This window comes from Allobosea sp. NPDC003192 (genome assembly GCF_050275675.1).
Lineage (GTDB): Bacteria > Pseudomonadota > Alphaproteobacteria > Rhizobiales > Beijerinckiaceae > Allobosea.
Genome location: NZ_JBNNPK010000022.1, coordinates 1 through 24,662, shown reverse-complemented (window position 1 = coordinate 24,662; position 24,662 = coordinate 1). Strand labels below are relative to the sequence as shown.

Annotated in this window: 23 protein-coding genes; 16 read left to right on the top strand and 7 right to left on the bottom strand. The window is 67.1% G+C overall.

The genetic code is table 11. The features are described from left to right. Positions 1 to 68 precede the first annotated feature (68 nt). Genes ACQKLX_RS24495 through ACQKLX_RS24485 form a run of 3 tightly spaced genes read left to right on the top strand, consistent with a single transcriptional unit; the run spans position 69 to position 3,281 of the window. On the top strand, positions 69 to 1,250 hold the full coding sequence (locus ACQKLX_RS24495) for an ABC transporter substrate-binding protein (protein WP_427364167.1): 1,182 nt from the start codon (positions 69 to 71) through the stop codon (positions 1,248 to 1,250). A gap of 1 nt (position 1,251) precedes the next feature. Next, positions 1,252 to 2,274, top strand: a complete 1,023-nt coding sequence (locus tag ACQKLX_RS24490; protein ID WP_427364166.1) for a Gfo/Idh/MocA family protein — start codon at positions 1,252 to 1,254, stop codon at positions 2,272 to 2,274. Continuing rightward, positions 2,271 to 3,281 (top strand): Gfo/Idh/MocA family protein, encoded by a 1,011-nt coding sequence (locus ACQKLX_RS24485; RefSeq protein WP_427364165.1) that lies wholly within the window; start codon positions 2,271 to 2,273, stop codon positions 3,279 to 3,281. The genes ACQKLX_RS24490 and ACQKLX_RS24485 overlap by 4 nt, the downstream gene beginning before the upstream one ends. Here ACQKLX_RS24485 and ACQKLX_RS24480 read toward each other — a convergent pair. Then, the gene (locus tag ACQKLX_RS24480) at positions 3,272 to 5,275 is read right to left on the bottom strand and encodes a BTAD domain-containing putative transcriptional regulator (RefSeq protein ID WP_427364164.1); all 2,004 of its coding nucleotides are present in this window, start codon (positions 5,273 to 5,275) and stop codon (positions 3,272 to 3,274) included. The genes ACQKLX_RS24485 and ACQKLX_RS24480 overlap by 10 nt on opposite strands. 143 nt (positions 5,276 to 5,418) lie before the next feature. Here ACQKLX_RS24480 and ACQKLX_RS24475 point away from each other — a divergent pair, with 143 nt between their 5' ends. Beyond that, positions 5,419 to 5,721 carry a DUF1127 domain-containing protein gene (locus ACQKLX_RS24475; RefSeq protein ID WP_427364163.1) on the top strand — a complete coding sequence of 101 codons (303 nt, stop codon included), beginning with the start codon at positions 5,419 to 5,421 and terminating at the stop codon, positions 5,719 to 5,721. 38 nt (positions 5,722 to 5,759) lie between these two features. Beyond that, the gene (locus tag ACQKLX_RS24470) at positions 5,760 to 7,130 is read left to right on the top strand and encodes a tetratricopeptide repeat protein (protein WP_427364162.1); all 1,371 of its coding nucleotides are present in this window, start codon (positions 5,760 to 5,762) and stop codon (positions 7,128 to 7,130) included. A gap of 35 nt (positions 7,131 to 7,165) precedes the next feature. Here the strand turns inward: ACQKLX_RS24470 and ACQKLX_RS24465 are convergent, their stop codons facing one another. Next, positions 7,166 to 8,926 (bottom strand): methyl-accepting chemotaxis protein, encoded by a 1,761-nt coding sequence (locus ACQKLX_RS24465; RefSeq protein ID WP_427364161.1) that lies wholly within the window; start codon positions 8,924 to 8,926, stop codon positions 7,166 to 7,168. Between the two features lie 224 nt (positions 8,927 to 9,150). Here ACQKLX_RS24465 and solA point away from each other — a divergent pair, with 224 nt between their 5' ends. The 5 genes from solA (at position 9,151) to ACQKLX_RS24440 (ending at position 14,974) form a co-directional block, all read left to right on the top strand. Then, complete coding sequence (gene solA / locus ACQKLX_RS24460; RefSeq protein ID WP_427364160.1) at positions 9,151 to 10,290, top strand: N-methyl-L-tryptophan oxidase; 1,140 nt, start codon at positions 9,151 to 9,153, stop codon at positions 10,288 to 10,290. A gap of 79 nt (positions 10,291 to 10,369) precedes the next feature. Then, a complete protein-coding gene (locus tag ACQKLX_RS24455; protein WP_427364159.1) occupies positions 10,370 to 11,272 on the top strand; it encodes a DMT family transporter in 903 nt (300 codons plus the stop codon). After that, positions 11,269 to 12,444: a multidrug effflux MFS transporter gene (locus tag ACQKLX_RS24450; protein ID WP_427364158.1), complete on the top strand. Its 1,176-nt coding sequence runs from the start codon at positions 11,269 to 11,271 to the stop codon at positions 12,442 to 12,444. The genes ACQKLX_RS24455 and ACQKLX_RS24450 overlap by 4 nt, the downstream gene beginning before the upstream one ends. Before the next feature lie 110 nt (positions 12,445 to 12,554). Beyond that, entirely contained in the window at positions 12,555 to 13,154 is a 600-nt protein-coding gene (locus tag ACQKLX_RS24445; protein ID WP_427364157.1) for a TRAP transporter small permease subunit, read from the top strand. Positions 13,155 to 13,306: 152 nt separating this feature from the next. Continuing rightward, positions 13,307 to 14,974, top strand: coding sequence for a TRAP transporter large permease (locus ACQKLX_RS24440; protein WP_427364247.1), 1,668 nt, complete (start codon positions 13,307 to 13,309; stop codon positions 14,972 to 14,974). A 77-nt stretch (positions 14,975 to 15,051) separates the two neighbouring features. Here ACQKLX_RS24440 and ACQKLX_RS24435 read toward each other — a convergent pair whose 3' ends face one another. Together ACQKLX_RS24435 and ACQKLX_RS24430 are read right to left on the bottom strand one after the other, a co-directional pair. Further along, positions 15,052 to 15,441: a hypothetical protein gene (locus tag ACQKLX_RS24435; RefSeq protein WP_427364156.1), complete on the bottom strand. Its 390-nt coding sequence runs from the start codon at positions 15,439 to 15,441 to the stop codon at positions 15,052 to 15,054. Positions 15,442 to 15,509: 68 nt separating this feature from the next. Then, positions 15,510 to 15,956: an Lrp/AsnC family transcriptional regulator gene (locus tag ACQKLX_RS24430; protein ID WP_427364155.1), complete on the bottom strand. Its 447-nt coding sequence runs from the start codon at positions 15,954 to 15,956 to the stop codon at positions 15,510 to 15,512. Between the two features lie 110 nt (positions 15,957 to 16,066). Here ACQKLX_RS24430 and ACQKLX_RS24425 point away from each other — a divergent pair, with 110 nt between their 5' ends. Next, positions 16,067 to 16,378, top strand: coding sequence for a cupin domain-containing protein (locus ACQKLX_RS24425; RefSeq protein ID WP_427364154.1), 312 nt, complete (start codon positions 16,067 to 16,069; stop codon positions 16,376 to 16,378). 71 nt (positions 16,379 to 16,449) lie between these two features. On the opposite strand, the gene ACQKLX_RS24420 is transcribed toward ACQKLX_RS24425, so the two are convergent. Continuing rightward, complete coding sequence (locus ACQKLX_RS24420; RefSeq protein ID WP_427364153.1) at positions 16,450 to 17,544, bottom strand: TRAP transporter substrate-binding protein; 1,095 nt, start codon at positions 17,542 to 17,544, stop codon at positions 16,450 to 16,452. A gap of 230 nt (positions 17,545 to 17,774) precedes the next feature. Beyond that, on the bottom strand, positions 17,775 to 18,860 hold the full coding sequence (locus tag ACQKLX_RS24415; protein WP_427364152.1) for a TRAP transporter substrate-binding protein: 1,086 nt from the start codon (positions 18,858 to 18,860) through the stop codon (positions 17,775 to 17,777). A 396-nt stretch (positions 18,861 to 19,256) separates the two neighbouring features. On the opposite strand from ACQKLX_RS24415, the gene ACQKLX_RS24410 reads away from it, so the two are divergent. The 5 genes from ACQKLX_RS24410 to ACQKLX_RS24390 all read left to right on the top strand — a co-directional run bounded on the left by ACQKLX_RS24410 (position 19,257) and on the right by ACQKLX_RS24390 (position 24,259). Beyond that, complete coding sequence (locus ACQKLX_RS24410) at positions 19,257 to 19,676, top strand: thiol-disulfide oxidoreductase DCC family protein (RefSeq protein WP_427364151.1); 420 nt, start codon at positions 19,257 to 19,259, stop codon at positions 19,674 to 19,676. Beyond that, a complete protein-coding gene (locus ACQKLX_RS24405) occupies positions 19,673 to 21,355 on the top strand; it encodes an SDR family oxidoreductase (RefSeq protein WP_427364150.1) in 1,683 nt (560 codons plus the stop codon). Before ACQKLX_RS24410 ends, ACQKLX_RS24405 begins: the two co-directional genes overlap by 4 nt. Further along, a complete protein-coding gene (gene speB / locus ACQKLX_RS24400) occupies positions 21,342 to 22,394 on the top strand; it encodes an agmatinase (RefSeq protein WP_427364149.1) in 1,053 nt (350 codons plus the stop codon). The genes ACQKLX_RS24405 and speB overlap by 14 nt, the downstream gene beginning before the upstream one ends. Continuing rightward, the gene (locus ACQKLX_RS24395; RefSeq protein WP_427364148.1) at positions 22,391 to 22,876 is read left to right on the top strand and encodes an Lrp/AsnC family transcriptional regulator; all 486 of its coding nucleotides are present in this window, start codon (positions 22,391 to 22,393) and stop codon (positions 22,874 to 22,876) included. Before speB ends, ACQKLX_RS24395 begins: the two co-directional genes overlap by 4 nt. 150 nt (positions 22,877 to 23,026) lie before the next feature. Further along, positions 23,027 to 24,259 carry an MFS transporter gene (locus tag ACQKLX_RS24390; protein ID WP_427364147.1) on the top strand — a complete coding sequence of 411 codons (1,233 nt, stop codon included), beginning with the start codon at positions 23,027 to 23,029 and terminating at the stop codon, positions 24,257 to 24,259. 2 nt (positions 24,260 to 24,261) lie between these two features. On the opposite strand, the gene ACQKLX_RS24385 is transcribed toward ACQKLX_RS24390, so the two are convergent. Then, a partial coding sequence (locus ACQKLX_RS24385; protein ID WP_427364146.1) for a TetR-like C-terminal domain-containing protein occupies positions 24,262 to 24,662 on the bottom strand: 401 nt, incomplete at its 5' end.

The window sequence follows — 24,662 nt, the reverse complement described above, 5'->3', positions numbered from 1 at the left end:
CCGGAACCGACTTGTGTACTAGTATACCGGCAAGGCCGCAGCAAAGCAGGCCAGCACAGGGAGGTACCATGACCAATCCGACACGGCGCGGCGTGATTGCCGGCGCTTCCAGCCTCGCCGCCCTCTCCGCCGGCGGAGCTTTCGCCCAGAGCGCGCCAGCAAGCCCGGTGATGCTCAACATCATCGACGTCGCCGGCAATCTGCAGCTCACCCAGGCTGCTATCGAGAAGTTCGCCAAGGACAATCCGAAGCTGATCTCGCGCCTGAATTTCTCGCGCGCGCCCTCGCCGGAGCTGCCGGCCAAGCTCAAGGCGCAGCAGGACGCCAACCGCGTCGACATCGACATGGTGCTCACGGGACCGGGCGCGATGTCGGACGGCATCCAGCAGGGCCTGTGGATCGACGTCTGGAAGTCGCATACGGCGAGCCTGCCGAAGGCCGAGGACATCTATCACGAGCAGGCGCTGATGATGCAGCGCAATTTCGGCCAGAACGAAGGCGTCGCCGTCGTCTATTCGCCGTCCGGGCCGCTGTTCGAATACATGGCCGACAAGGTCAAGACCGTGCCGAAGACGGCCGAGGAGTTCCTCGCTTATGTGAAGGCCAACCCTAACCGCTTCACCTATGCCCGCCCGCTCAATTCCGGTCCCGGCTGGACCTTCCTGCAGGGCATGCCCTACATCCTCGGCGACAGCGATCCGAGCGATCCGATGAACGGCTGGGCCAAGACCTGGGCCTATCTCAAGGAGCTCGGAACAGCGATCGACTACTATCCGACCGGCACCGCCGCGACGATGAAGGAGTTGGGCGACGGCACGCGCGACTGCATCGTCTCGACGCTGGGCTGGGACATCAATCCGCGTGCGCTCGGCATCGTGCCGAAGGAAGCCAAGGTCTTCACCATCGCCAATACGCATTGGATTCCCGACACGCAGTTCATGTGCATCCCGAAGGGCGTGGCTGCGGAGAAGATTCCGGTGATCCTGGCGCTGATGTCGCATCTGCTGAAGCCGGAATCGCAGGCGGCGACCTATGACAAGGGCTATTTCTATCCCGGCCCGGCGATCAAGGGAGTGACCCTGGCGATGGCGCCGAAGGAGAGCCAGGACGTGCTGAAGGAGTTCGGCCGGCCCGAATATGACGGGCTGATCGCCAGCCTGCCGACCCGTCCGCCACTGACGCCCGAACGCCTGGTCGCCGCCTTCCGGCGCTGGGACCAGGAGATCGGTGTCGGCCACGCGCCGAAGTAAAATGCGCTTCGCAGCTATCGGTCTCGACCACCGCCATATCTACCATATGGTCGGTGGCCTGCTGGAGGCCGGCGCGGATTGCGCCGGCTTCGACCCTGCGACCAGTGATCCGCGCGTGCTCGCCGGCTTCCGTGAGCGCTTCCCACAGTTGCGGGAGGCGCGAGCAGAGAAACTGCTCGACGATCCCTCGGTCGACCTCGTCATCTGCGCGGGCATCCCCTCGGAGCGGGCCGCCCTCGCAGTCAAGGCGATGCGGGCTGGCAAGGACGTGATGGTCGACAAGCCGGGCGTCACCAGCTTCGAGCAGCTTGCCGAGATCGAGAAGGTCGTCGCGGAGACGGGCCGCATCTTCTCGGTCTGCTTCTCCGAGCGCTTCATCGTCCCGGCCACGATCGTCGCCGGCAAGCTGATCGCGGATGGCGCGATCGGGCGGGTGGTGCAGACGGTCGGCCTCGGGCCACACCGGCTCAACCGAGCGATCCGGCCGGACTGGTTCTTCGACAAGCGCTATTTCGGCGGCATCCTCACCGACATCGCCTCGCACCAGATCGATCAGTTCCTGCATTTCACCGGCTCGCCCGATGCTGAGATCGCGGCCTCCGGCACCGGCCATTTCGGCCTCGCCGACCTGCCCGATTTCGAGGATTTCGGCGAGATCCTGCTGCGCAGCGACCGGGCGAACGGCTTTATCCGCGTCGACTGGTTCACCGCCGACGGCCTGCCGACCTGGGGCGACGGGCGGCTGACCATCCTCGGCACGGAAGGCACGATCGAGCTGAGAAAATATGTCGACATCGCCGGCCGGCCCGGCACCGACCATCTCTTCCTCGTCGACCGGGCCGGCACCCGCCATATCGACGCCAGCAGCGAGCCATTGACCTATTTCCGCGCGCTGATCGCCGACATCGCCGACCGCAGCGAGACCGCGGCAACACAGCGGCACATGTTCACGGTCTGCCGGCTCGCTCTGCATGCGCAGGACCGGGCCGTGCGCCTGCCGATCAGAGGGACCGAGGCAAAGTGACACGCAAGCTCGGCATCGCCGTCATCGGGCTCGGGCCGGCCGCCCTGCCCCATTCGCGCAGCCTCGTCGATCTGGCCGGCAGGGTCGCTGTCCGGCACGTCGTCAGCCGCTCGCAGGAGCGCCTCGACGCCTATCGCGCCCAGTTCCCCTTCCCCGGCACGACCGACATCGACGCCGTGCTGGCCGACGAGGCCGTCGAGGCGGTGATCGTGCTGACGCCGCCCGCCAGCCATCGCGATGTCGGCGCGCGCTGCCTTGCTGCCGGCAAGCACGTGCTGGTCGAGAAGCCGCTGGAGCTGACGGTGGCGCGCGGCGAAGAACTGGTCGCCGCGGCACGCCGGACCGGCAAGGCCTTCGGCGTCGTGCTGCAGCACCGCTTCCGGCCGGCGAGCCTGCGACTCAAGGCGGCGCTCGATGGCGGCGAGCTCGGCAGCGTCGAAGCAGGCCTGTTGCAGGTGCCGTGGTGGCGGCCGCAGAGCTATTACGACGAGCCCGGCCGCGGCACGATGGCGCGCGATGGCGGCGGCGTCCTGCTGACGCAAGCGATCCACTCCTTCGACCTGTTCCGCTCGCTGGTCGGCGTGTCCAGGGTGGTCGCAGCGCAGGTGCGCACCACCTCGCTCCATCGGATGGAGACCGAAGACTATGTCGGCGCCCTGCTGGAGGCCGGCAATGGCGCCCCAGTGACGCTGGTGACCACCACCGCCGCTCATCCTGGCCATCCCGAGCGCATCGAGATCATCGGCAGCAAGGGCCATGCGGCATTGGTCGGCGGGCGTTTGCAGCTCTCCTTCCTCGACGGTCGATCCGAGGTGGTCGAAGCCGAGGGCAATACCGGCAGCGGCGCCAACATCATGGACTTCCCGCATGACGCGCATCGCGCCGTGATCGCCGATTTCCTCGATGCGATCGAGGCCGGGCGCGATCCAGTGGTGACTGGGGAGGAGGCCCTGACCTCACAGCGCTGGATCGACGCGATCCTGGCGGCGGGGCGGCATCAGGACTGAAGCGCGATCCCAGCGGCTTTCAGCCCGGCCCAGACCCGCATTCGCAGTTCCTGCGGCACCGAAGCGACCAACCGGCTGAAACTGTCGAGCGAGAGCGACGGCTCGATCCCGCGCGCTTCGGCGACGCTAGCCTTCGCCTCGTCGATGCGATCCAGCGCGACAAGCGCCGCGGCCAAGGCGAGCCGCGACCAGATTTCACGCCGATGCAGCTGGGTCGCTCGGCGCGCATCGGCTTCAGCCTGCGCATAGTCGGCCATGCCATAGTGGCAGAAGGAGCTCAATGTCAGCATCATGCTGGCAAGCGGGTCCTTCGGGCTGAGCCGCAGCGCGATCGCGATGCTGGCCAGCGCCTGCGCCGGCCTTGCGGCATAAATCTGCGCCTGTGCCAAACCGAAATGCGCCTGGGCAAAACTCGGATTGAGATCGACCGCCAAAGCGAGGTGATGCAAAGCGCGGTCGAGATCGCCCGAGAGGGTCAGCAGGCGGCCAATCGCGAAATGAGCGAAGGCACTGTCGCTATCGAGCAAGATCGCCTGCTCGGCATGCACCAGCCCCGCAGCGATGGCCGGCTTCGGATCGGCAACGAAATACCAGATCGCCTTGACGAAGGCAGCATAGGCCAGGCCGGCATGAGGAAGCGCAAAGTCGGGCACTCGCTCGAGCGCCCGCTCGAACAGTTGTTCGCCGGCCAAGACGTCGTCGCGCGTGAAGCGGTACACATGCCACAGGCCGCGGTGGAACAGCTCCCAGGCGTCGAGCTCGCGAGGCAGCTTGCGTGCGGCGCGTTCGCGCTCGTCATGCCGGACCTCGGCATCGACGCTGGCGACGATGCTCGCCACGATCTCGTCCTGGACGGTGAAGATGTCGGCGATGGCCCGATCATAGCGTTGCGCCCAGATGCAGCGGTTGCCGAGAGCGTCGATCAACTGCACCGTCACGCGCAATCGCGCATCGGCGCGACGCAAGCTGCCCGTCAGGGCATAACGAACCGACAATTCCGTTGCCGCGGCCGAGGCCGTTTCCGGCCGCCCCGAGAACAGCGCGCTCGACTGGCGGGCGATCACCATGAACTCCCGCCGTCGCGAGAGCTCGGTGACGATGTCTTCCGAAAACCCCTCGGCGATGAAATCCTCCTCCCGATCACCACCGAGATTGGCGAAAGGCAGCACCGCGACCGGGAAGCGGCCATCAACGACACCTGTGACTGCCGGCAGCGGCGTGGCCGGCCGGCCTACAGCACCCCGTACGATGTTGCTCGGCTGCAGCAGGGCGGCTGTCTCGTCCGAAACCGCGACGCCGAGCTCGCGCGCCAGCACCTCACGACAGCTCTGCAACTGCGCGCTCGCCCGCGAGTGCTCGCCCGCCGCCAGATAACTGCGGATGAGCAGGCGCTGGCTGTGTTCGCGCAGCGGGTCGCGTGCGACGAGCCGCTGCGCCAGATCGATCGCAGCCGGGAAGCGGCCGGCCTGCTCATGCGCAGCGATGGCGCGCTGGGCCGCGCCCGCGGCGAGGCCGCCACAGCGCGTGCGCTCGAAGGAGAGCCATTCCGCAAAGCCTTCCGATGGCGGCACGACGCCCTCGAGTAGCTCCGCCCGCAGGGCCAATTGCAGGAACGCGTCGTCAACGACCGCCTCGCCGGCGGCCGCGGCCGCGAGGCGGTCGATGTCGGCATGGATACGGGCCGGCTCGATCTCCACCATGTCGCGCTCGCCCCGGACGGCATCGGGCCCGAGCACGGTGCGGAGGGCGGCAAGCGCATTGCGCAGGCTGCCGCGGGCCTGTGCGTCCTGGCGGTCGCTCCAGAGCAGGGCGGCGAGCTTGTCGCGTGAATGGGCCTGCCCTGCCGGGAGAGAAAGATAGGCCAGCAACATCTCGGCCTTGCGTGTCGGCAGCACCAGCACCGGGCCATCAGCGCCGCGCAACTCGAAGCCGCCGAGCAATCCGAGCTCGACCGCTGTTGAGTTCCCGCACAACCCGACCATCGGGCTCTTCATCGCCGCGCCCTGCTCCCGGGGAGTTCTCGACGATTTATCGCAAGTTTCACGCCGCTTCCACGCCCGTCTGACGCCTCCCGCCTAAGCCATGGCGGACGCCGCCCGGCACACCACCGGAACGAGCGCCCCCTCGGAGAACTCAGATGCGCATTCACGGAAACCAACTGCTCTCCCAGATTCACGGCCCATTCCAGTATCCGCACGCCGACGAGAGCTGCGTTGGCTCGCGCTGGCCGGCGGCGCTCGCCAGGCTGACCAACGTGCTGGCGGATTGGCGGGAGCGCTGCGCCAGGCGCAGGCGGATCCGACGGGCGAGCTTCGAACTTGCCCGCTTCGACGATCGCATGCTCGCCGATATCGGCCTCACCCGCCTCGACATCGAGGCCGCCGTCGGCGGCGTGCCGCTGCGCGAACGCAAGCTGCCGGTCGAGCTGCATCAGGGCTGAGTCGGCCCGTTTCATTTCCCTCACCGAAAGAGATGACCATGATCGTCACCGATATCCGCGGCCATGCCCTGTCCGGCGCCAGCCAGGACACCGCCCTCGCCTATTCCGACGCCGTCCGCCTGTTCTCGATCTTCGCAGGCGATCCTGTTTCAGCCGCCGACCGGATGATCGAGGTGCAGCCCGGCTTCGTCATGGCGCATGCGCTGAAGGCCTGGCTCTATCTGCTCGGCACTGCTCCGGCCGCGATCCCGGTCGCGCGCGCGGCGATCGAGGCCGGCGAAGCCCTGCCAGCGACCGCCCAGGAACGCGGCCATCTGGCGGCGCTCGCGCATCTCGCGGCCGGCCGCTGGCACGAGGCCTCGCGCGTGATCGAGGACGTCGCGATCGAGCACCCGCACGATCTGCTGGCGCTGATCGCCGGGCACCAGCTCGACTACTTCACCGGCAATGGCCGGCTGCTGAAGGACAGGATCGCCCGCGCCCTGCCGAATTGGTCGGCGGACATGCCGGGCCGGCATGCGCTCCTGGCGATGCATGCCTTCGGCCTGGAGGAGAACGGCCTCTACGACCAGGCCGAGCGCCAGGGCCGAGCCGCGCTGGCGATCGAGGCGAGCGACGGCTGGGCGCGCCATGCCGTCGCACATGTGCTCGAGATGCAGGGACGCCATGACGAAGGTATCGCCTTCATGCGCGAGGACCTGCCAAGCTGGACGACGGACAGCTTCCTGGCCGTGCACAACTGGTGGCATCTGGCGCTCTATCATCTCGAACTCGGACAGATCGACGAGGTGCTTGCCCTCGTCGATGGACCGATCATGGGCGTCGCCGTGCCGCAGATCATGGATCTGATCGACGCTTCGGCCATGCTCTGGCGACTGCATCTGCGCGGCATCGATGTCGGGCCGCGCTGGCACAGGCTGACCGAGCGCTATCAGGCGGGCTGGAGCGCCGGCGGCTACGCCTTCACCGATTTCCACGCGGTGATGGCCTTCGTCGGAGCCGGCCGGCGCGACCTGATCGAACAGACGATCGAGGCTCAGGGGATCGCGCTGCTGTCAGCCGGTGACAATGCCGACTTCACCCGCGAGGTCGGCTATCCGCTGGTGCGGGCGCTGAAAGCCTTCGGCGAAGGGCGCTATGCCGAGACGGTGCGCCTGATCCGGCCGATCCGCAGTCTCGCCATCCGCTTCGGCGGCAGCAACGCGCAGCGTGACATCGTCGACCTGACGCTGATCGAGGCGGCCTTCCGCTCGGGCGAGCACTCGCTTGCCAGAGCGCTGGCGGCCGAGCGTGTCGCGGCGAAGCATGACAGCCCGCTCGCCAAGCTGTTTGCTCGCCGTGCCGGTTTCACCGGTTGCGCCGGAAAAAACTGCGCCTGTCCACAGTGCACGGCCAGCGCTGCCGCCTGACCGCCAGCGTGAGGCGCGGCCAATGGAGCCGCGCCTCACGCCATGCGATAGGCCAGGCGCACACCGCCCCAATGGCGGCCAGCGACGCGCAGCGGCGCATCGACCTCGCGCATCAACTGGATGCCGGCGCTGCCCATGTCGCGCTGATAGGACTGGATGATGAAGGGCCGCGCCGAGCGCGCCGCCGTGATGCCGGCGCGATCGTCGAAGATGCGGCGGTCGCGGCTATAGGCGGGATCCCAATCCGGATCGCCCGGCCGCTGCGGCTGCGAATATTCGGGGTGATGCACGGGGACATAGCCGTTGCGATCGATCGGCAAGGTGAAGACGAGGCGCGGATCGCTCGCCTTGGCCTGCTCCATCACCGAAGGCAGGATCGCCCGCAGCACCGGCAGCGCCCGGTTGACGAACTGGCGCGGATTGGAATTCGGCACCGGCACGTAGTCGGTGTCGAACAGGTCTTCCTCGCCGAGACGGCCGGTGCGCAGCGCCGCTTCGAGCAGCGCTGCAACCCGATGGGCGAACTCCTGCGCCTGCTCGATCAGCGGGCGATAGCCTTCCTCGATCTCTCCAAGTCGCCGATGCAGCGCCGCATGCGCTTCCTCGTCGCCGCGCTCGAAGGCAATGTGCAGGCCGAAATCGCTGCGCGCCATCACCCGGCAGGGCAGCGGCGGCAGGCCCTCGATCACGACCGTGCCGCGCGCCCGCGCTCTCAGCTCGGTATCGACAACCGACAGCAAGGCGCCGCCGAAGCCGAGATCGATGGTTTGACCGGCGACGACGCGCCCGCCGAATTCGAGCCTGACCGGGCACTCAGCCGGGAAGCGGTCGTGCTGGCGCCGGTCGGCGAAGACAGTATGGCGCAGCGTCGGCACGAAGCGCTCCAGCAGCCCTTCCGCCTGGCGGGCGCCCTCGGCGAGTGCCCGCCTGGCGTCGATGTTCTCTTGCGCGGCGGCGAGCGCAACGCGGTCGACCTCGGTAACGCGGCCCCGCACCGTCTCGATGAAGCGGGCGGTCGCCTCGGCACTGCGCGACAGTTCGGCGGCGGCCGCCGCCTGCTCCTGCGAAGCCTCGCCGACGGTCGCCATCACCGGATTGACCTCGCCGACGAGGCGGAAGGCGTCGGTGACCACAGCTGCTGAACCCTGCGCCGTCTGGTTCAGTCGGTCGACCTGATTGCGGATGTGATCGACCGCATCACGGACGCCGAGGGAGAGCGACTTCACCTCCTGTGCGACGACGCCGAAGCCCTTGCCGGCCTCGCCGGCGCGGGCCGCCTCGATCGTGGCGTTCAGGGCGAGCAGATTGGTCTGGCGGGCGATCTCGGCGATGGCGTCGACGATCGAGCGGATCTCGCTTGTCGCGGCAGCGAGCCCGTTGATCATCGCCGTCGCCTCGGCGGCACGCTCGGCGGCATTATCGAGCATGTCACGTGCACCGGACATGGCGGCCCCGACCCGCTCAGCCGCTTCCGACACCTGCAAGGTCGCCGTCGCCAGCGCCGACGAGTTCTCGCTCGCCTGCAGAGCCGCCTCGCGCAGTTCGGCCATGCCACCACGAATCTCGCGGGAGCGGACTTCGGAACGCTCGGAACAATGCTCGGCCTGGTCGAGGCCGTCATTGAGACGGCGCATCGCGGCGACGACATCGCTCTCCAGCTCATTGATCGCCTCGCTGATCGAGGTCTCGGGCGGAGCTGGCTGCTGCGGCTGCGTCTCGACGACGACTTGCGGCACAGCCGGCGCGGCAGCGGGGCCGGCGCGGCCCAACAGGCGCCAGACGGAGCGAGCAAGCATAGGCATTCCCGGGGCGAGACAGGATGCTCAACCATGCGCCGACAGGGTTAACAAAAGCCTGAGACAGCCACGGCAAGGCGCAATTTCCCAGGCGACCTGGCCATCACCCCTGCCCACGACGCAGATGCGTCCGCCTACCGGGCGGGATGGACCGTCATCGCCCGCCCGCCTAGATTGCAGGCCGTTTCGACCGGCGGCGAAGCCGGCACCTTCAGGAATCGTCGATGAGCTCATCGCATTACGACGTGATCGTCGCCGGCGTCGGAGCGATGGGTTCGGCCGCCTGCTGGCACCTGGCCAAGCGCGGACTCAAGGTGCTCGGGCTCGAGCGCTTCGACCTTGGCCATACGATGGGCTCCTCGCATGGGCTGACGCGGATCATCCGCCTCGCCTATTTCGAGGGCTCGCATTACGTGCCGATCGTCAAGCGAGCCCATCAGCTCTGGGCTGAGACCGGCGAAGCGGCCGGGCTGAAACTGCTGCACGTCACCGGCTCGCTCGATCTTGCACCCGAAGGGCTCGGCCCGGTCGAATCCTCGCTGCAATCCTGCCTCGACCACGATCTCGAGCACGAAGTGCTCGGCCGTGACGAGATCATGCGCCGCTTCCCCGCCTTCCACCTACCCGAAGGCCATCTCGGCCTCTGGCAGCCGGGCGGCGGCTTCGTCGCCTCGGAGAAGGCGATCTACGCTCATGTCGGGCTGGCACAGTCGAAGGGCGCCGATATCCGCACCGGCGAACCAATGCTCGACTGGCAGCCGACCGCCGATGGCGGCGTCACCGTCCGGACCGAACGAACAACCTATTCGGCCGGGCGCCTGGTGATCACTTCCGGCGGCTGGATCACCGACGCGGTGCCGCAGCTTGCACGCTCGATGACGACGGTACGCCAGGCGATCGGCTGGTTCACCACGCGTCGCCCCGAGCTGTTCCGCGAGGACGCCTTCCCCGTCTTCCTGCTCAGCGCCGAGGAAGGCACATTCTACGGCTTTCCGCTCTACGAGCACCCCGGCTTCAAGCTCGGCGGCCCGCATTTCGCGCGCGAGCCGATGGATCCGCGCCAGCCGGACCGGACGCCGAGCCCGAACCAGGTCCGGCTGATCCGCGAATGCCTGGCGCGTTACCTCCCCGATGCCAATGGCGATCCGCTGACGGTGAAGGGCTGTGTCTACACCGTCTCGCCCGATGAGGACTTCGTCATCGATGCCGTGCCCGGCGTGCCGCAGGCGGTGTTCGCCTCGGCCTGCTCCGGCCACGGCTTCAAATTTGCCAGCGCGATCGGCGAAATCCTCGCCGACCTCGCCACGACCGGCCGCTCCGCCTTCGACCTCTCGCCCTTCTCCCTCTCCCGCTTCGACGCCTGAACCGTCGATCCGCCGCGACGGCTTGCCGTTTGGCGGAAACCGCCGAGCGGACAGCACGCGAAGCCTGACAGGACCCGCCTTGGCCACCGCCGCCCAGAACCGCCGCGGAATCATCGCCATGATGGCGGCGATGACGCTCTTCTGCTGTAACGACGCCTTGATGAAGCTCGCCCGCGAGGTCTTCCCGGCCGGCCAGGCGCTGGCGCTGCGCACCATCTTCGCCATGGCGGCCAGCCTTGCCCTGGTCGTGTTCATGAGCGACTGGCGCAAGTTGCCGCTTGGGCTGAGGCCGGTGGTCCTGGCACGCGCAGGTTTCGAAGCACTGTGCGCACTGACCTTCATCTGGGCATTGGGTTTGCTGCCGCTCGCCAACATCACGGCGATCGTGATGGCCTCACCCTTGCTCATCGTCTTGCTGGCGGTGCTGCTGCGGATCGAATCTGTCGGCTGGCGACGGGCCCTGGCGCTGACGGTCGGCTTCATTGGCGTGCTGATCGTGATGCGCCCAAGCGCGGACGGCTTCAGTGCAGCCGCGCTGGTCGCGCTCGCCGGCGCCGGCTTCGTGGCGATCCGCGATCTGACGACCCGTTTCATCAGCAGCGACGTGCCATCGACCGTCGTATCCCTGACCGCAACGGTGGTCGTCGGGCTACTGGGCGTCGGCATGAGCGCGCTCGAAACCTGGCAGTCACCCTGGCGGATCGAGCTCGCCTATCTCGCAGGCGCTGCGCTTCTGGTCACAGCCGGCAGCTTCAGCATCATCAGCGCCTTCCGCAACACTGATGTCGGCGTCGTCGCGGGCTATCGCTACTCCGTCGTCCCGATCGCCGTGCTGATCGGCTGGCTGGTCTGGGGCGAGACGCCCGATGGCATCGCCTACGCCGGGATCGCCCTGATCGTCGGCAGCGGCCTCTACACCCTGCACCGACAGCGCGCCCGCCCCGATTCGCAGCTGAAGCCCCAGGGCGACAAACCGCTATGACAGCGAAGCCGACCCTCACCGTCCTCGTCGCGATCTCGACTCTGCAGCCGATCGCGCTCAACATGCTGGCGCCGGCGACCCCTGCACTCGCCCGCAATTTCGCCACCAGCTATGCGACGATCCAGCTGACGCTGACCCTGTTCCTGGTCGCGGTCGCTCTGACACAGCTGATCGTCGGGCCACTATCCGACCGCTACGGACGTCGTCCCTGCGTGATCGCCGGCACCGCCGTGTTCATGGGAGGCTCCGTGCTCGGAGCCCTTGCGGACAGCGCGGGGACCCTGCTGTTCGCGCGCGTGCTCGAAGGCGCCGGTTCCGGCACGACCTTCGCACTGGCACGCGCCATCATCCGCGATACGGCGGGCCGCGATCAGGCGGCACGGCAGATCGCGACCGTGACCATGGTCATGGTGGTGGCACCGATGATCACGCCCTATCTCGGCGGTCATATCGAGACCAATCTCGGCTGGCGCATGATCTTCTGGTCGATGGCCGCCACCGCCGCGATCGTACTGATCCTGGTCGGCCTGCGCCTGCCCGAGACGGCGCCCAATGTCGGGGTGCGGGCCTCGCTCACCGGCATCTTCCGGGCCTTTCCGGAACTGGCGCGCGACCGCAGCTTCCTCCGGAACGTCGTCGCCCTGGCGATGACCTCGGCCGCCTTCTTCGCCTTCATCGCCGCGGCGCCCTTCATCGTGGTCGAGACCATGGGGCGCGGCTCCGACACTTACGGTGCCTATTTCATCCTCAATGCCTTCGGCTACATGGTGGGCAATTTCGCGATGTCCCGATTGGTGCTCAGGCACGGCACGGCAAAGATGGCCTGGATCGGCCTCCTCATCTCCTTCGCGGCCACGAGCGTCGCCTTCGCGATCTCGCTGACGCCCTGGTGGACGCCGCTGACCCTGTTCCTGCCCCTAGCCATCAATGCGATTGGCAACGGGCTGACCCTACCGGGCGCGACCGCCGCAGCCCTTTCGGCACGGCCCGAGCTCGCCGGTTCGGCCGCCGGATTGGCCGGCGCGATCCAGCTCGGCTCGGGAGCACTCGCAGCCGCGCTGATCAGCTCGCTGGTGGCGCATTGGCCGCCGGCGCTGATGGCGATGATGTGGCTGATGCTGGTCGTCGCCTTGCTCGCATTGCGCAGCGAGCCGCGTAGGCGAAAGGACTGATCCACAGCGCCTTGCACCGCGCAATGTTGTGCGGCATGTAGCATTCGTATAACCGCCCTTCGCAAACCGCATGATGCGGCCGGAAATCCACGAGGTCAGGGAGGACTGAGGTGGACGCACCCCTCGCTTTGAGCCGCGCGATCGACACGCTCAATCTCAAGATCGGCCGATCGGTCGCCTGGCTGATCCTCGTCGCCGTCATCGTCTCCGCCGTCAACGCGATCATCCGCAAGGTGTTCAACGTCTCGTCGAACGCCTGGCTCGAATTGCAATGGGTGCTGTTCGGCGCGGTGTTCCTGCTCTGCGCCTCCTGGACGCTGCAGGTGAAGGAGCACATCCGCATCGACATCGTGAACAACCTGCTGCCCAAGCGCGTGCAGCAATGGATCGACCTGATCGGCCATCTCCTGTTCCTGCTGCCGTTCTGCGCGCTGATGGTCTACCACTCCGGCCCGTTCTTCATCCGCTCCTACCAGGTCAACGAGCAGTCGCTCTCGGCCGGCGGCCTGCCGCAATGGCCGGCCAAGGGCCTCGTGATCATCGGCTTCTTCCTGCTGCTGCTGCAGGGCATCTCCGAGGTGATCAAGCAGATCGCGATCATGCGCGGAAAGCTCGACGACGACGCCCATGGTGGCGGCCATGCCGCGGCCGCCGAAGCCGAAGCCCAACGCCTGATCGACCAGGCCAAGGCCGAAGGCCTCGCCTCGTGAGCAAAGCTGCAGCTTCCCGGACCCGTTCGATGATCCTTGCCCGCTCCTCTCGCGCCGCAACAGTGCTGCTTGCGCTTACCGTCGCCGCTTTCTTCAGCCTGCATACCGGCGACGCTCACGCCGCCGGGATCGGTGACTTCCTGCGCACCAACATGGCGCCGGTGATGTTCGCCGCGCTCGTGATCTTCCTGCTGCTCGGCTACCCGGTCGCCTTCGCGCTCGCCGCCAACGGCCTGTTCTTCGCGGTAGTCGGCATCGAGCTCGGCATGTTCCAGGAGAACTTCCTGCAGGCACTGCCGGAACGCATTTACGGCACGATGAACAACGACGTGCTGCTGGCGATCCCGTTCTTCACCTTCATGGGCCTCGTACTGGAGCGCTCGGGCATGGCGGAGGACCTGCTCGATACGATCGGCCAGCTCTTCGGACCGATCCGCGGCGGCCTCGCCTATGCGGTGATCTTCGTCGGCGCGCTGCTCGCCGCCACCACCGGCGTCGTCGCCGCCTCGGTCATCTCGATGGGCCTGATCTCGCTGCCGATCATGCTGCGCTACGGCTACGACCGGCGCCTCGCCTCGGGCGTGATCGCGGCATCGGGCACGCTGGCGCAGATCATCCCGCCCTCGCTCGTCCTGATCGTGCTCGCCGACCAGCTCGGCCGCTCGGTCGGCGACATGTACGAGGGCGCCTTCATCCCGGGCCTCGTCCTCTCCGCGCTCTATGCCAGCTATGTCTTCCTGATCACTATCGTCAAACCAGAGCGCGCACCCGGCCTGCCGCCAGAGGCTCAGACGCTGCGCGACGCCGACGGCAAGACCCGCCGCTTCTCGCTGCTGGTGGTGACGATCATCGCCTTCGCCATCGCCATCGGCTACATGAAATACTTCACCAAGGTCGGCGGTGGCGCGGACTTCGTCATCCTGACCATGTCGGTGGCAGTGGCGGTCTCCTTCGTCATCGCCCTGGTCAACAAGTTCCTGGGACTCAACCTGCTCTCGCGCATGACCGAGCAGGTCATCTTCGTGATGGTGCCGCCGCTGGCGCTGATCTTCCTGGTGCTCGGCACGATCTTCATCGGCGTCGCCACGCCGACCGAAGGCGGCGCCATGGGTGCAGCCGGCGCGATCCTGCTCGCCATCGGCAAGAAGCGCATGACCTTCGACCTGCTCCGGCAGGCGACGGAATCGACCGCCAAGCTCTCGGCCTTCGTGCTGTTCATCCTGGTCGGCGCGCGCGTGTTCTCGCTGACGTTCTATGGCGTCAACGGCCATGTCTGGGTCGAGCACCTGCTGACCTCGCTACCTGGCGGCCAGGCGGGCTTCCTGATCGTCGTCAACGTGATGGTGTTCCTGCTCGCCTTCTTCCTCGACTTCTTCGAGCTCGCCTTCATCATCGTGCCGCTGCTCGGCCCGGCGGCGGACAAGCTCGGGATCGACCTGATCTGGTTCGGCGTCATCCTCGGCGTGAACATGCAGACCTCGTTCATGCACCCGCCCTTCGGCTTCGCCCTGTTCTTCCTGCGCTCGGTCGCGCCGAAAAACCCCTACAAGGACAAGATCACCGGCAAGATGATGGAGCCGGTGACGACCGGGCAGATCTACTGGGGCGCGGTGCCCTTCGTGGTGATCCAGTGCATCATGGTCGCGCTCGTCGTGCTCTTCCCGCAGATGGTGATGCACTACAAGAACTCGGGCGTGCAGCTCGACCAGCAGCAGATCAACAAGCAGCTCGACAGCATCAGCATTCCAGGGCTCGGCGGCTCCGGCGGCGGACTGCCGGGGCTCGATCTCAACGCCCCGCCGACGCTGAACCTGCAATAGGCGGCAGGCCAGAACGACGAAGCCCCGGATCAACGATCCGGGGCTTTCGTTTTAGAGAGCTGTCGAAGGCGCTCAGCTCACCAGCGCTGCCAGCCGTTGTTGAGGTTGTTGTCGATCCGGCCGCGACCGCTGACGACGGCGCGGAGCTCGCCAACGGAGGTCTGGCTGCGGGCCTCGCCGTAGACCATAGCATCGGCGGCGGAGCCATAACCGCGGCGGCTGGAGGTCTTGCCGAACTCGACGCGAACACCGCCGCCGACGCGGACGCAGGCCGAGGAGCCCTCGACGCGGACGAAGCCCGGCCCGTATTCCGGACAGGGTCGCGCCGCCTGTGCCGGCACCGGCCGTGCGGCTGCCGGCTTCGTCTTGAGCGGACCGCGGCCGGGAAGCGGCTCGCCAATCGACTGGGCGGCCGCAAGCGTCGGCAGGGCCAGGGTCGCGAGGATAACGGCGATTGGCAGCTTCATGAGTGCCCCGATTTGCGATGATCGGCAGGATAGCGCTTCGAACAAGGCCGGGCTAGGGCAGCCGCGGCTCAGCCGGCCCTGGCGCTTTCGGCCAGGATCGGCGCCGTCTCGATCTCGCCGACACCGGGCACCGCGCTCAACCTGTCCACCAGTTGCGACAAGGCTGGTGCGTCGTCGGTCTCGACGATCAGCATGGCATCGACGGGGCCGGCCAGCGAATAGCAGGCGACGATCTCCGGCCAGTTCCTGAAGCGATCGAGCACGCTCGCACAGGGGCGCGTGCGGATGCGCAGCGATAGCATCGCGCGGGTCGTCGGCGCCTTCGGCCGGTCGGCGAGCCTGACAGTGTAGCCGAGAATGACGCCATCGCGCTCGAGCTTCACCATGCGCTCCTGGATCGCGGTGCGCGAGAGCCCGGCATCGCGCGCCAGCGCCGTGAAGGAGGCGCGTGCATCGGCCTGGAGCAGTGCCAGCAGCTTCCGGTCGATGGCGTCGAGATCACCGTCGTTTCGCAAGCAAGAACCCTCCAGAAACTGCCGATCGCAGGCGCCGGCGGCGTCTTGCCTATGGCATGGGCGGCGCCGCCGGTGAAGATTCCAGGCCTCTTCCACCATGGAGAACGAGAATGAGGACGATCAAGCCGCAGGACTTCACCGGCAGCCGCGCCTGGGAAGCGCTCGACATCGAGCGCATCGACGACGCCACCATCCGGCTGCACTGGACCGACCAGCCCTACAAATGGCACGTCAACGATGGGCCCGAGGTCTTCGTCGTCCTCGACGGCGAGGTCGACATGCATACCCGTGCGCAAGGCGTCGAGAGCGTGCAGCGACTGGTCCGCGGCGACATCTTCCATGCACAGGACGGCGACGCCCATGTCGCCCATCCGGTCGGCGCCGCGCGCGTGCTGGTGATCGAGCGCGCCGGCAGCATCTGAAACGAAAAATCCCCGGCCTTACAGCCGGGGATTTCAAGAAGTTGGCCGGCGAACCGGCATTCGCCCTCTTCTCAGAGCAGGTTGCCCGCGCGGGCGCGGATCAGGAAGTTGTCGTAGGTGTATTCGGCGATCTGGAACCAGAGATATTCATCACCCCGGAAGGCGGACATCGCGTCATAGACCTTCTTGAAGTCGGGATTCTTGGCGCTGGTCTCAGCATAGACCTCCTTGGACGACTTGAGACAGGCCTCGAGAATCTCCTGCGAGAACGGCCGCAACTGGGCGCCGCCGCCGACCAGGCGCTTGAGCGCCGCTGGGTTGCGGGCGTCGTACTTCGCCTGCATGTCGATATTGGCGAGGCCAGCGGCCGTGGTCAGGATCGACTTGTAGATCTTCGGCAGGGCGTCCCACTTCGCGGTGTTGAGGAAGAAGTGCAGCGAGGCGCCGCCTTCCCACCAGCCGGGATAGTAGTAATACGGCGCGACCTTGTTGAAGCCGAGCTTCTCGTCGTCGGCCGGCCCGACCCATTCGGCCGCGTCGATCGTGCCCTTCTCCAGCGCCGGGTAGATGTCGCCGCCGCCAATCTGCTGCGGTACGACGCCGAGCTTGCTGACCACCTGGCCGGCGAAGCCGCCGATGCGCATCTTCAGGCCCTGCAGGTCGGCGACCGTCTTGATTTCCTTGCGGAACCAGCCGCCCATCTGGCAGCCGGTGTTGCCGCCCGGCAGCGCGTAGATGTTGTGCTTCTTGTAGAACTCGTTGAGCAGGTCCATGCCGCCGCCATGGTAGAACCAGGCGTTCTGCTGGCGGGCATTGAGGCCGAACGGCACCGCGGTGCCGAAGGCGAAGGTCGGATCCTTGCCGACATAATAATAGGAGGCGGTGTGGCACATCTCGACCGTGCCGTTGGTCACCGCGTCAGCAGCCTGCAGCGCCGGAACGATCTCGCCGGCCGCGAAGACCTGGATCTGGAACTTGCCGTCGGTCGCTTCGGAAACCGCCTTCGACAGCACCTCCGAGGCGCCATAGATCGTGTCCAGCGATTTCGGGAAGGACGAGGTGACGCGCCATTTCACCTCAGGCATGGACTGCGCAATCGCCGGGGCGGCAATGACGCTAGCGGCACCGCCGGCACCGGCGACCTTCAGGAATTGACGACGCTTCATCGTGAGGAGCTCCTCCCAGAGCATGCGAGGCGCGCCGGTCTTTCCGGTTCGCGCGCAAGAGCGTCAGAAGAGGCGATATGTGGCGCGAGTGCAAGCGTGAGACATGGCCCCCATGCGATTTCCGCATAGGTATTTGGTCTAACCCATCTTGGTATTGGCGCACCGCGCCACCCAACAAAAAAAGCCCGGCCAAGCGGCCGGGCTTCTAGGCGTCGCCGTACTGGCAACTGTTACTTGCCGCGGTTGCGGACCTGGAAGATGTCGAAGGTCAGCTCCGCCACCTGCCACCAGAGGTACTGGTCGCCGCGGAAAGCGGTCATCGCGTCGATCGCCTTCTTGAAGTCAGCGTTCTTGGCCGAGATCTCGGCATAGAGCTCGTTCGAGGCCTTGAGCGAGGCTTCCATCACGTCCTGCGGGAACGGGCGCAGCTGCGTGCCGGCGCCGACGAGGCGCTTCAGCGCCGCCGGGTTCTGCACGTCGTACTTCGCCGCCATCTGGGTATTGGCATAGGTGCAGGCGGCGGTCAGCGCGGCCTGATAGGCCTTCGGCAGCGCGTTCCACTTCTCCAGGTTGACGAAGGCGTGGACGCAGGGGCCACCCTCCCAGAAGCCCGGATAGTAGTAGTACGGCGCGACCTTGGCGAAGCCGAGCTTCTCGTCGTCATAGGGGCCGACCCACTCGGCGCCGTCGATCGTGCCCTTCTCCAGCGCCGGGTAGATGTCGCCGCCGCCGATCTGCTGCGGCACGAGGCCGAGCTTCTGCAGGACCGAGCCGGCGATGCCGCCGATGCGCATCTTCAGGCCGTTGATGTCGGCGACGCTCTTGATCTCCTTGCGGAACCAGCCGCCCATCTGGGCGCCGGTGTTGCCGCAGGGCAGACCGTAGATGTTGAACTTCTTGTAGAATTCGTTGAACAGCTCGTTACCGCCACCCTGGAACAGCCAGGCGTTCTGCTGGCGGGCGTTGAGGCCGAACGGCACCGAGGCCGCAACCGCAAAGGTCGGATCCTTGCCGACATAGTAATACGAGACGGTGTGGCACATCTCGACGGTGTTGTTGCTGACCGCGTCGGCCGCCTGCAGGGCCGGTACGATCTCGCCGGCGGCGAAGACCTGGATCTGGAACTTGCCGTCGGTCAGCTCGGAGACCATCTTCGCCATGACCTCGGCGCCGCCATAGATCGTATCGAGCGATTTCGGGAAGCTCGACGCCAGACGCCACTTCACTTCGGGATTGGACTGCGCGACCGCAGGCATGGCGACAGCGGATGCGGCCGCGCCGGCTGTGGCGACCTGCAGGAACTGACGACGCTTCATATGGGACATCTCCTCGTTTCGACGTTTATCGCCGCGTCCATGCAGCAATAGCACTGGCACGGGCGATGTTTGTAGGACGACCTTGGTGTGATGCAGCGATGATCGAAGGCGGTGTTCCGGGTTGACCCACGGTTAGTCGGCTCGCCTCGAATTTATACTTGCACAGGATTTGCGCAGCACTCCCCCTAATCGTGAACGGATTGTCAACCGACACGGAGCGCTCGACAATTGCACCTAGAGCATGGCATGACTGCATGAAACGCCGATGGACCTTTTTTCGTCCCCGGTCAACCTCGGCGCGCAGGCCGTTTCGCCCGCTTCGAAATGCCATCGCTAAGGCGGGTTCCCCTTTTGCGGAACATGCCGACAATACGGGGCTTCGGCGAACGAGATCCGATGACCAGCGCTGCCGCCCCGATCTGGCTCTATGATGGCGTCTGCGTCCTCTGCTCCGGCGGCGTGCGCTATACGCTGCGGCATGAGCGGGGCCACGATATCCGCTTCGTCGCGATCCAGTCGCGCGAGGGCCGAGCGCTGGCGCAGGCGCACGGCATCGACCCGGACGAGCCGGACAGCTTCCTCTTCATCGAGAACGGCCGGGCGCTGGCGAAATCCGATGGCGTGCTGGCGCTGACCTGCCGTCTGAACGGGCCGGCGCGCCTGCTCCTGCTCGGACGGGTGCTGCCGAAGCGCTGGCGCGACTGGCTCTACGACCGCATCGCCCGCAACCGCTACCGGCTCTTCGGCCAGAAAGCGTCCTGCGAAATGCCTGATCCGGCGACGCGCCATCGCTTCACCCTGCCGGAGAGCCCATGAAACGCGTCGTGCTGATCGGCGCGACCGGCGTCTTCGGCCGGCGGCTGGCGCGCCATCTCTCGCGCATGGACGGCCTCGATCTGGTGCTGACCTCGCGCAGCGCCGACAAGGCCCTGGCCTTGGCCCGCGAGCTGGCGGCAAAGGCAAGCGCGCCGATCAGCGGCGTCGCGCTCGACCGCGACAAGGGCCTCGTGGCTGCCCTCGCCGCATTGCAGCCCTGGCTGGTGATCGACGCCTCCGGGCCGTTCCAGCAGCAAGGCTACGAGGTGCCGACCGCGGCGCTGCTGCTCGGCGCCCATGCGGTCGATCTCGCCGATGCGCGCGGCTATATCACCGGCTACGGACCGCAACTCGATGCGCTGGCGAAGGAACGTGGCCTCGTCGCGCTCGCAGGTGCCAGTTCGACGCCGGCGCTCTCGGCCGCCGCAGCGCGGGAACTGAGCGAAGGCTGGGAGCGCCTCGACAGCATCGACATCGCGATCACGCCTGGGGGGCGCAGCGAAGTCGGCCCCTCGGTCATCGCCGCGATCCTGAGCTATGCCGGCACGCCGGTGCCGATCTGGCGCGAAGGCGAGTTGCAGGCGATCCCCGCCTGGGGCGTCGGCGAAGTCATCGACATGCCGGGCCTCGGCCCACGCCGGGTCGCTCCGGTGGAAACCGTCGATGCCGAGACACTCGGCCCCGGTCTCTCCGTGCGTTCCCGCGTCAGCTTCTCCGCCGGACTCGAAGCCGGCGTCGAGCAATGGGGCCTGGCGTTGCTCGCCTGGTTGCGACGCCGGGGCTCGGTCGCCGATCTCGCGCCACTCGTGCCCTACCTCGTGAAAGCCCGGAAGGTCACCCGCCTCTGGACCTCCGATCGCGGCGGCATGCGCGTCGCCATTTCCGGCATCGACGCAAAGGGGCGGCCACGCCGCGCCTATTGGTCGCTGCTGGCAGAGAACGATGATGGCCCTCAGGTGCCGACGCTGGCGGCCGCCGCGGCTGTGCGCGCGCTGCTCGCGGATGTGATCGCCCCCGGCGCGCGCTCGGCCGCAGAGGTGCTCGACCTCGCCATGATCGAGACCGAGATGACGCCCTACGCGATCAGCACCAGCCAGGACGAGCGCAGCGTCGGCCCTGCCCTGTTCGAGACGGTGCTCGGCGCGCAGGCTGTGGCGATGATGCCGGCGGCTATCCGGGCCTTCCACGCCAACGATGCCGAGACAGTCTGGCACGGGCGCGCCGAGGTCACCCGTGGAGAGGGGCGAGCGATCGAACTGTTCTGTCGCTGTTTCGGCCTGCCCGCTGCAGGAAGCGAATTACCGGTGACGGTCAGCGTCACCAGAGGCGATTCGTTCGACGACGCCGCCGAAATCTGGACCCGCAACTTCGCCGGCCAGCGCTTCCACTCTCGCCTGAGCCTCGATCGGACAGGCGAACTGCGCGAGGCTTTCGGTCCGTTCTCCTTCACGCTCGCTGCGGCGGGGGACCGCGAGCGCCTTGCGCTGCCGATCGCCGCCTGGCGCGTCTTCGGCCTGCCCTTGCCGCGCGTTCTCATGCCGTCAGCCGAGGCGTATGAGACGGTTGACGCGGACGGCTGCTTCCGTTTCGACGTGAAGCTCACTTTGCCCTTCTTCGGCCTGCTCGCCCATTATCGCGGCTGGCTCAAACCTCGGGGATCAAGCGATGGACCAGGATAAACTCGCGAAACTCAGGGCGCGCTATGCCGGGGCGAGCGGCGCTGACATCCATGATCCGCGCTTTGCCAAGGTCGCCGCCGGGCAGTTCCAGGGCGACCGGCGCAAATGGCCGTTCTCCGACGTCGCGACCTTCATCAACGCGCCCTATCGGCCGGACGCCCTGAGCAGGCCCGATCTCGGCGGGCTCGACGTCGCGATCATCGGCCTGCCGATGGATCTCGGCGTCACCAACCGCGCCGGCACCCGCCTCGGCCCGCGTGCTGTCCGCGCCGTCGAGCGCATGGGGCCGATGGACCATGTCAACGGCACTGCCCCGTTCAACCTGATCAAGGCGGCCGATATCGGCGACGTGCCGTTCCGCTCGCGCTACTCGCTGGAGAGCTGCCACGAGGACATCGAGGCGACCTTCAAGCAGATCGTGAAGGCCGGGGTCTCGACGCTCGGCGTCGGCGGCGACCATTCGATCACCTATCCGATCCTGAAGGCCGTCAGCGAGAAGCGCCCGGTCGGCATGGTCCATATCGACGCCCATTGCGATACATCCGGCCCCTATGAGGGCTCGAAGTTCCATCATGGCGGGCCGTTCCGGCAGGCGGTGCTCGACGGCGTGCTCGATCCCGAGCGCGTGATCCAGATCGGCATCCGCGGCGGCGCCGAATATCTCTGGGAGTTCTCCTACGAGTCCGGCATGACCGTGATCCATGCCGACGAAGTCGACCGCATGGGGCTCGACGCGGTCATCGCCAAGGCGCTCGCCGTGATCGGCGACGGGCCGACTTACGTCTCCTTCGACGTCGATTCGCTCGACCCGGCCTTCGCGCCCGGCACCGGCACGCCCGAGGTCGGCGGCCTGACGCCGCGCGAGGCACTCGCCATCCTGCGCGGCCTGAAGGGGCAGAACATCGTCGCAGCAGACGTGGTCGAGGTCGCCCCGCAATACGATGCGACCAGCAACACGGCGCAATGCGCGGCGCAGGTGCTGTTCCTCGAGCTCTGCCTGATCGCCGAGGCGCGGGCCGCCGGCAAGGGCAGGCTGTGAAGCGCAAGGCGCTCCAGCTCGACGCGATCGATCGCCAGATCATCGCGATCCTGCGGACGGAGGGCCGGATCACCAATCAGGCCCTGTCCGAACGGGTCGGGCTCTCGGCCCGGCCCTGCCTGGAGCGGATGCGCCGGCTCGAAGCCTCCGGGCTGATCGCCGGCTATGGCGCAAGGCTGTCGCCCGAGCTCGCCGGCCACGCCATCATCGCCTTCGCGCAGATCTCGCTGCGTGATCACTCGGTCGGCCGACGCGAACGGGTCGAGAAGGTGCTGCGCGCCTGCCCCGATGTCGTCGAGCTATTGGTGATCAGCGGCGAGGCCGATTACCTCGCCCGCATCGTCGCGCCCTCGCTCGCCGCCTATGAGGAACTGACCGGAGCGTGGCTCGCCGACAATCAGCTCGGCATCGCCCGGATCGCGACCACCTTCGCGCTGAAGGCGCTGAAGGATTTCGAGGGCTACCCGCTGCTGGAGGAGTAGCGCAAAGCCATGCGAAAACCGCATGGCGATCTTCCTCGCGCTGAGTTGAGCCAAGAAATTCTTGCGATTCACGCATGACCTGAGCATATGCTGCAGTGCAATGCGCGGTGTCGCGCGGCGCCATAAAACAATCCATCTCCGGATATCGTCATGAGCCTCTCGAGCACGGGAGATGCGTTCGCGCGCCCTGCCCGCTCCACTGCCGCGCCGCGTGTCGGCCTCGTCCTGCTCGCGCTGGCGATGGGCGGCTTCGCCATCGGCACGGCCGAGTTCGCGGTGATGAGCCTCTTGCCCTATTTCTCGGCGGGCCTGGGGATCGACGAACCGACGGCCGGGCATGTGATCAGCGTCTACGCGGCCGGTGTCGTCGTCGGCGCCCCGATCATCGCGGTGCTGGCGACGAAGCTCTCGCGCCGTACGCTGCTGATCGCGTTGATGGCGGCCTTCGCTCTCGGCAACGGTCTCTCGGCGCTCGCCCCGAGCTATGGCTGGATGCTGCTGTTCCGCTTCCTCAGTGGTTTGCCGCACGGCGCTTATTTCGGCGTCGCGGCGCTGGTCGCAGCCTCGCTGGTGCCGGCGAACAGGCGCGCACTCGCCGTCGCCCGGGTGATGCTCGGGCTGACGATCGCGACGATCCTCGGCGTGCCGCTGGCGAACTGGCTCGGCCAGGTGCTCGGCTGGCGCTGGGGTTTCGGCGTCGTCGCGGCGCTCGCGCTGACCACGGTGATCCTGATTTCGCTGTTCGCACCCAAGGACAAGCCGCAGCCTGGCGCCAGCGCGCTTCGCGAGCTCGGTGCGCTGCGCCATCGCCAGGTCTGGCTGACGCTCGCCATCGGCGCGGTCGGCTTCGGCGGACTGTTTGCGGTCTACACCTATATCGCCTCGACGCTGATCGAGGTGACGCAGGTCGCACCGGCGATGGTGCCGGTCGTGCTGGCGATCTTCGGCCTCGGCCTGACCTTCGGGACTTTGGCCGCCGCCTGGCTGGCGGACCGGATGCCGATGGCCTCGATCGCGATCATCCTGATCTGGACCGCCGGCTCTCTGGCTCTCTACCCCTTTGCAGCCGGCAATATCTGGGCGATCTCGGTGGTCGCCTTCATGATCGGTTGTGGTGGCGGGCTCGGCACGCCCTTGCAGACGCGGCTGATGGATGTCGCGCAAGACGCCCAGACGTTGGCCGCGGCGCTGAACCATAGCGCCTTCAACACCGCCAACGCGCTGGGCCCCTGGCTCGGCGGCATGGCGATCGCTGCCGGTTATGGCTGGACCTCGACCGGCTGGGTCGGCGCCGGCCTCGCGCTCGCGGGCCTCGCGATCTGGCTGGTGACGGTGTGGGACGCAAAGAGCCGCAACATGGTAGCAACTGGCGCCAGCGCCTGATCTCAGCGCGGCGTCGGCGCCGCGATCAACCTCATCGCCGCCGGGATCGAGGCCTGCCCGGCTTCGAGCTGGTCGGTCAGCACGTAGAACCAGTTGAAGCCGATATAGAGCGCGAGCCTGGCCTCGATCTCATCGGCCGGGATGTCGCCACGCGCAGCCGCAGCGGCGAAGAGGCCGCGCACGTCCTGCAACCGCTCGGGCAGGAATTTCTCGCGCAGCGCTGCGAGCGCGTGGGGATCGCTCTGGGCCTCCGCCAGGAGTGCCCGGAAGGTGCGCCCCGAGGGCGTACCGCACCAGAACCCCCAGAGCGCGCTCGTGTGATCGATGAGATCCTGGGCAAGGTCTCCGCTCGGCACGGCACGGATGCCTGCCTTCTCGGCCGCGTAGACCTCCATCAGCAGAT